General features: G+C 49.6%; 4 protein-coding genes. 3 read left to right on the forward strand and 1 reads right to left on the reverse strand.

Features of this window, described 5'->3' with window-relative positions; all coding sequences use genetic code 11:
• Window positions 1-19: 19 nt before the first annotated feature.
• The 3 genes from HMPREF0658_RS08495 to lpxA are packed head-to-tail and all read left to right on the forward strand — an operon-like array spanning window position 20 to window position 5,499.
• On the forward strand, window positions 20-3,280 hold the full coding sequence (locus HMPREF0658_RS08495) for an efflux RND transporter permease subunit (RefSeq protein WP_006950187.1): 3,261 nt from the start codon (window positions 20-22) through the stop codon (window positions 3,278-3,280).
• Window positions 3,281-3,287: 7 nt separating this feature from the next.
• Complete coding sequence (locus HMPREF0658_RS08500) at window positions 3,288-4,667, forward strand: TolC family protein (protein WP_238305491.1); 1,380 nt, start codon at window positions 3,288-3,290, stop codon at window positions 4,665-4,667.
• Between the two features lie 49 nt (window positions 4,668-4,716).
• Entirely contained in the window at window positions 4,717-5,499 is a 783-nt protein-coding gene (gene lpxA / locus HMPREF0658_RS08505) for an acyl-ACP--UDP-N-acetylglucosamine O-acyltransferase (RefSeq protein ID WP_024990879.1), read from the forward strand.
• 291 nt (window positions 5,500-5,790) lie between these two features.
• Here the strand turns inward: lpxA and HMPREF0658_RS10705 are convergent.
• The coding region (locus HMPREF0658_RS10705) for a hypothetical protein (RefSeq protein ID WP_006950190.1) at window positions 5,791-7,239 on the reverse strand (1,449 nt) is incomplete at its 5' end.

The following is a 7,239-nucleotide window of genomic DNA, read 5'->3' on the forward strand; positions in this document are numbered from 1 at the left end:
GTTTAAACGACAATAGAATATGACATTTACAAGATTTATAGAACGCCCGGTGCTATCGACGGTTATCTCCGTATTCCTCGTATTACTGGGTTTGATAGGGCTGGTGTCGCTACCTATCGAGCAGTATCCCGACATCGCTCCTCCCACTATTTCCGTATCTACCTCCTATACCGGTGCCGATGCACAGACAGTGCTTAACTCGGTGATTACCCCTTTGGAGGAGAGTATCAACGGTGTGGAGAATATGACGTACATGACTTCTTCGGCTACCAATGACGGATTTGCGCAGATTACAGTGTATTTCAAGCAGGGAACAGACCCTAATATGGCGGCTGTAAACGTGCAGAACCGCGTGTCACAGGCGACTTCTCTACTACCGTCGGAAGTAACGCAAGTAGGTGTAACCACTTCTAAACGCCAATCAAGTAATGTGATTATGTACTCGCTCACTACCGAAGACGGGCGTTACGACTCGGAATTTATTACCAACTACAATGCTATCAATATCGTACCGGCGTTGAAACGGGTACAGGGTGTGGGCAACGTACAGGTTTTCAGTATGAGTACCTATTCTATGCGTATTTGGCTGAAACCCGACAAGATGAAGCAATACGGACTTATTCCGAGCGACATCCGTGCCGCACTGGCTGACCAGAACATCGAGGCCGCTCCGGGTAAGTTCGGCGAACAGAGCGATGTGAGCTTTGAATACGTGATGCGCTATAAGGGACGTTTGAAGACTCCTAAAGAGTATGAAGACATTATCATCAGCAATTCTACCAACGGACAAACATTACATTTGCGCGATGTAGCTAAAATAGAGCTAGGTGGACTTGGCTATTCCGTAGGGCAGAGAAACAACAACCAGCCCTCGGATATGGGCATGGTACAGCAGATAGCAGGTTCTAATGCCAATGAAATAGCCAAGGGTGTAAAGCAAGTATTGGAGGAGCAGGCCAAGTCATTCCCCCCAGGCTTAGAATATAAGATTAATTATGACGCAACCGAATTTCTATACGCTTCTATCGAAGAAGTATTGATGACATTGGCCATTACGTTTATTCTTGTATTCATCGTGGTATACATTTTCCTGCAAGACTTCCGTTCCACGTTGATACCGTTGATTGCCGTACCGGTGTCGCTGATAGGCACATTCCTCTTCTTATGGATATTCGGTTTCTCTATCAACCTACTCACACTCTCGGCATTGCTGCTGGCCATTGCCATTGTGGTGGATGACGCCATTGTCGTTGTGGAAGCAGTGCATGCCAAATTAGATTTAGGGTATAAGAGTGCTAAGCTGGCATCTACCGATGCGATGAATGAAATATCGGGTGCCATTATCTCCATTACCCTTGTGATGTCGGCCGTATTCATCCCCGTATCGTTTATCAGCGGTACCAGCGGTACATTCTATCGCGAATTCGGTATCACCATGGCCGTGTCTATTGTGATTTCGGCTATCAACGCCCTTACACTGTCGCCAGCACTCTGCGCCATCCTATTAAAACCACACGATGCGGAGGGACATGAACGGCACATGAGCTACGTTGACAGATTCCATACGGCATTCAACACCTCATTTAATAAAATGTTGGATAAATATAAGAAAGGTGTGGAGAATATCATCGGGCATCGTATCATTACTATTACTTGCGTGGTCGTAGGTATTGCAGTACTGGTTTTCACCATGAACACCACGAAGACGGGTCTTGTGCCTGATGAAGATACCGGTGTATTGTTCGTGACGGTTTCTCTGCCACCCGCAACCAGTCAGGAGGAGACGCAGAAAGTAACCGACCAAATAGATGCCATGCTGGCCCATAACCCCGCTATCCAAAGCAGACAACAGATTGTAGGTTTCAACTTTATTGCCGGTCAGGGATCTGACCAAGCTACGTTTATCGTGAAGTTAAAGTCCTTTGAAGAACGACCCAGCGGCTTCTTCCACAAGCTGGCCGGACTGTGGGAGGGCGACGGTATCATGCGCTTCTTCGTAGATTCAAAGAGCAACATGGCCGTACTCGGTATGATATACAAGCAGATATCTACCATCAAGGGTGCCCAGATATTGGCATTCGGACCTCCGATGATACCGGGCTTCAGCGCAGCCAACGGTCTCACTTTCTCCATGCAGGACAAGACAGGTGGTTCATTGGATAAATTCTTCCAAGTAACGCAAGACTACCTAAAAGCGCTCAACGAACGCCCGGAGATACAACGGGCGATGACCTCTTACAACCCCAACTACCCACAATACATGGTAGATGTGGATGTAGCCAAATGTAAACAGAGCGGCATCGGGCCATCTACGGTACTGTCTACCTTGCAGGGATACTATGGTGGTCTGTATGCTTCGAACTTCAACTCTTACGGTAAATTGTATCGTGTGATGATACAGGGCGATGTGGCTAGCCGCATGCGACCGGGTGACCTCACAAATATCTATGTGCGTACCAACGCCGGCATGGTGCCCATATCGGAATACTGTACGTTGAAGCGCGTCTACGGGCCTGCCAATGTGAACCGTTTCAACCTCTTTACCAGCATTAGTGTAAATGCCACGGTTGCCGACGGCTATTCATCCGGCGATGCTATTAAGGCCGTTGAGGAAGTAGCCCAACAGACATTGCCTGCCGGTTATGGTTACGATTTCTCGGGTCTTACCCGTTCGGAACAAGAATCGAGCAATACTACCGGTCTTATCTTCGCCATGTGTATTGTCTTCGTATATCTTATCCTGTCAGCACAGTATGAGAGTTACCTGCTGCCACTGTCTGTCATTCTCTCATTACCATTCGGTTTGGCCGGTGCATTCGTGTTCACTCAACTCTTCGGGCATCAGAACGACATCTACATGCAGATTGCGCTCATTATGCTTATCGGACTGTTGGCCAAGAATGCCATCCTTATCGTAGAGTTCGCTTTGGAACGTCGGCGCACAGGCATGGCCATTAAGTACAGTGCTATCCTCGGTGCTACAGCTCGTCTGCGTCCCATTCTGATGACCGGTTTGGCCATGGTTATCGGTCTGCTACCGATGATGTTTGCCAGCGGTGTGGGTAAGAATGGAAACCAAACATTAGGAGCGGCAGCTGTGGGCGGTATGCTTATCGGTATGGTATTGCAAATATTCATTGTACCGGCACTGTTTGTCATCTTCCAATACTTACAGGAGAAGATAAAGCCTATCGAATTCGACGATGAAGAGAATCCGGAAGTAACGGCCGAGTTGCAGCAATATGCACATCGTTCCACCACACATAAAACAGATGAGTAACAAAGAGATGAAAAAGATAATGATCATTGTGTGCGCAACAGTCTTGATGAGCAGTTGCGGACTCTATAACAAATACCAACGCCCCGACGTAAACACGAAGGGACTTGTGCGCGACGTACAATCGGCTACGGATACACTCGTAGTAGCTGACACCGCGAGTTTCGGCAATATGCCTTGGCGTAGCGTCTTCACCGATCCGCAGCTACAGACACTCATTGACCGAGCACTCACCAGCAACACCAACCTGCTAAGTGCCGCCCTTAATGTGAAGATGGCAGAAAGTCAGTTGATGGCAGCCAAATTAGCTTTTGTTCCGTCGTTCACCTTTTCCCCACAAGGCACCATCGCATCGTGGGACGGTAACCCCGCCACAAAGACCTATTCCCTGCCCGTATCGGCGAGTTGGAGCGTAGACCTCTTCGGTAATCTGCTCTCGCAGAAGCGCAGTTCGCAGATGGCACTCATGGCTACCCGCGACTATCAATTAGTAGTAAAAACAAAAGTTATTAGCAATGTGGCTAACATGTACTATACGTTGCTTATGCTCGACCGACAGCTCGCCATCGTCACCGATATGGAAAGCCTCACCAAGGATACATGGGAGATGATGAAGTTGCAAAAGGAATTGGGCGGCGCAAGAGAAACTGCCGTAGCAAGTGCCCAAGCCAACTACTACTCCGTACAGACACAGGCGGCCGACTTGCGTCGACAAATCCGCGAAACAGAGAACGCGCTCTCCCTCTTGCTGGCACAACCCGCACAGAATATAGCCCGCGGCAAACTTGAAGAACAATCACTGCCATCGGAACTTTCTACGGGCGTAGCCGTCCACATGCTCAACAACCGCCCCGACGTACACTACGCCGAGATGAGCTTGGCGCAGTGTTTCTACAACATACAAACAGCACGCAGCAGATTCTACCCCAATATCACCATCTCCGGAACGGGTGCCTTTACCAACAACAGCGGCATGGGAATCGTGAATCCGGGTAAATGGCTACTCTCGGCAGTGGGGAGCTTGGTGCAACCCATCTTCCAACGCGGACAGATTATTGCCGGACTGAAAGTGGCCAAGGCGCAATACGAGCAGGCCTACAACACATGGCAAAACGCGGTGCTGACGGCCGGCAGTGAAGTGAGCAACGCCCTCGTACTCTACAACACCTCTCAGGAGAAGAGCCGCATAGAAGCACAACGCGTAGTCACCCTTGAAAAAAACGTGGACTACAACAAAGACCTCTTCCAGATGGGACGCAGTACCTATTTCGAAGTCATCTCCGCCCAGCAGAACTTGCTCAACGCACGTCTCGCCAAAGTGTCCGACGACTTCACGAAGATGCAGGCAGTGGTCAACCTTTACTATGCCTTGGGCGGCGGCACGAAATGAGGCCTGCACCCACAACATATATCTCAACAACTCTAAATACCGTATCTATATGGCAAGCGAAATAAGCACAAAGGCAGAAATATCTCCCAATGCAAAGATAGGAGAGAACTGCAAAATATATCCTTTCGTCTACATCGAAGGCGACGTGGAAATAGGCGACAACTGCGTCATCTATCCCTTCGTAAGCATACTCGACGGCACACGCATGGGTGCCGACAACAAGGTGCACCAATGCTCTGTTATTGGTGCGATACCGCAAGACTTCGATTTCTGTGGCGAACATTCAGAAACCCTTATCGGCAAGGGCAATACCATACGCGAGAATGTGGTTGTCAACCGTGCTACCCATGCCGGAGGACAAACCGTTATCGGCAACGACAACTTCCTCATGGAGGGTGCCCACATCTCCCACGACACCAAGGTAGGCAACGGCTGCGTCTTCGGCTATGGTACCAAGATTGCCGGCGACTGTGAGATTGGCAACGGGGTTATCTTCTCCAGCAGTGTGATTGAGAATGCTCGCACACGCGTCGGCGAGCGTGCCATGATACAAGCCGGTACCACCTTCTCCAAAGATGTGCCGCCCTATGTCATCGCCGGTGGCAAGCCCATTGCCTATGGCGGCGTCAGCAGCACCCTGCTCCGCTCTTACGGCATAGCCGAAAAGACGTTAAACCACATTGCCAACGCCTACCGTTTGCTTTTCCACGGACAGAACAGTGTATTCGATTCTATCATACAGATAGAGCAACAAGTGCCGGACAGTCCTGAAATAAGAAACATCATTGAGTTCCTAAAGCAGACCCGGCAAGGTATCATGACAAAGATGTGACGCACAAAGCGTATGCAGGAAACCTCAGCTCCACAGGAGCGATGGATAACAAACGGGGGCGAGCGGATAGCGCAGCCCCCGTTTTGATGTTCACAGCAAAATAAGAATACAGGCAGGGATGGAGCTCGCAGGGCTTACAGTCCAAATAGGCTTATCCCGAATTCGCGTATTATATTAAGGCCGTCGTGTTGATTATATCAAGACCTTTGTCTTCCTTATATCTATACAAAGGTCTTGATATAATCAATACTTTTTTCCTGTCATCATTGGCATAACGACTTCAGAACAAAGTTAGAAGTGGACAAAGGCAACAACCTTAAACCAATTAGTGTCGTCTTTCCATGAAGCATTGTCGTAGCCAATATTTTCGACATAGTAACTTATCGGATTATTATGATACTCGTTTGTCTCTGTGCTCGTCCATGCGCAATCGGGGTTGGTTATTGTAGAAAAAGCAGTGGCACCAACAGCAGTGAATGCAGCATCAATCGCTGCCATTTCAGTCGGGCTGATTACCCCAGTAGCATTCCAATCAGATTGTAGCGGAAGAGAACCGCCGAATACATTTCTGAATTTCAACACTTCGCCGAGGGCAGGCAGATACCATTTGCGACCCACCATCGACCCTGACACGGTGATACCGTTTGCTGCCAAATAATCGCCCCAGTGCCCGGCTACATAAAATGCGGGGAAGTCGAGGCTGTTGCCTTTGATGGTTCCATCGGTACTTCCTGATGCTTCCCACGTATATTTATAACCATCCATATCGGTTGCAGATGTTGGAGAGTTAGAATAAATGGCAGAGTTATCTTGTCTGACACCGCTTCGCTTGCTCCATAAGAAATTACTGTCCCCGCTTTTTCCCTGCATCAGGGGATACATAGAACTTTTGGCGTAATCTAATGCGATGGCTGTTCCGTCTTTAGTAGGCGTCTTTTCTTCTAACACCAATCCGATGGGCGTGCGCGACCCAATCTCGGCAAATGTACCCGTAGTGCCGTCGCTGAAGAGATAACGGGCGGGGAACACGGCATTGACTACATCAGGTGCCAGCTTCTTGTTCTTACCTTCGTTAAAGCTGATAGCCGTGTAGTGAACAGTTGCTGTGCCGGGAAAGTGAGTAACGGGATGGGTTACGGTGTATTCGATGTCGAACGTGCTGTAAGTGCCCGGAGGCAAAACAATGGTAGCAGAGTTATCGCTTGGCGAGGCTGCTGCGGCAAGAGGGAAGCCTGTTCCGTCAGCACCTTGCACGGTGAGTGTTATCGTATTCGAGGGTGATGTAGGCGTAGTGCCGGTGTCGATACCGCTGTCGCTAAAGCCAAATGTGCCTGCTAAGGGCTTGTTGGCAGTTATCTTGATTTTAGAGAGTTTGCTGCCAACTAAGCCGGTTTCTGAAGTGAAAGGTACGAACGTGAGGTAGGCGGCTTTGTGAGAGAGGGTGAAGTCGTAGTGGTTGCCGCTCTTTGTGGCTGTGGCCGTTCCGCAGTCGCCACTCTCGCCGATGTGGGAGGCATCGGCAGGTAGGGTCTGGGTTTGCGTGGCGGCGATGGTCACTTTGTCTTTCGTGCCGTTTTTACCTGTGTAGCGCAGAGGGTAGGTGGGATTGCTGAAGGTTCCGGCAAACCAAAAGCTGGCCGTGGGTACTTTGGTTACGCCGCCAACGAGCTGTGTGCCGAGGTTATCACGCGAACTTTGCAGCAGGTTGGTTCCATCGTTCAGAAAAAGTTTGTCGCCGGC

Source organism: Hoylesella marshii DSM 16973 = JCM 13450 (assembly GCF_000146675.1).
GTDB lineage: Bacteria > Bacteroidota > Bacteroidia > Bacteroidales > Bacteroidaceae > Prevotella > Prevotella marshii.

What these genes read in the sequence shown, in the direction of transcription:
- HMPREF0658_RS08500 (WP_238305491.1), top strand. Translation starts at nt 3,288, where the DNA reads ATGAAAAAGATAATGATCATTGTGTGCGCAACAGTCTTGATGAGCAGT.
- HMPREF0658_RS08495 (WP_006950187.1), top strand. Translation starts at nt 20, where the DNA reads ATGACATTTACAAGATTTATAGAACGCCCGGTGCTATCGACGGTTATC.
- lpxA (WP_024990879.1), top strand. Translation starts at nt 4,717, where the DNA reads ATGGCAAGCGAAATAAGCACAAAGGCAGAAATATCTCCCAATGCAAAG.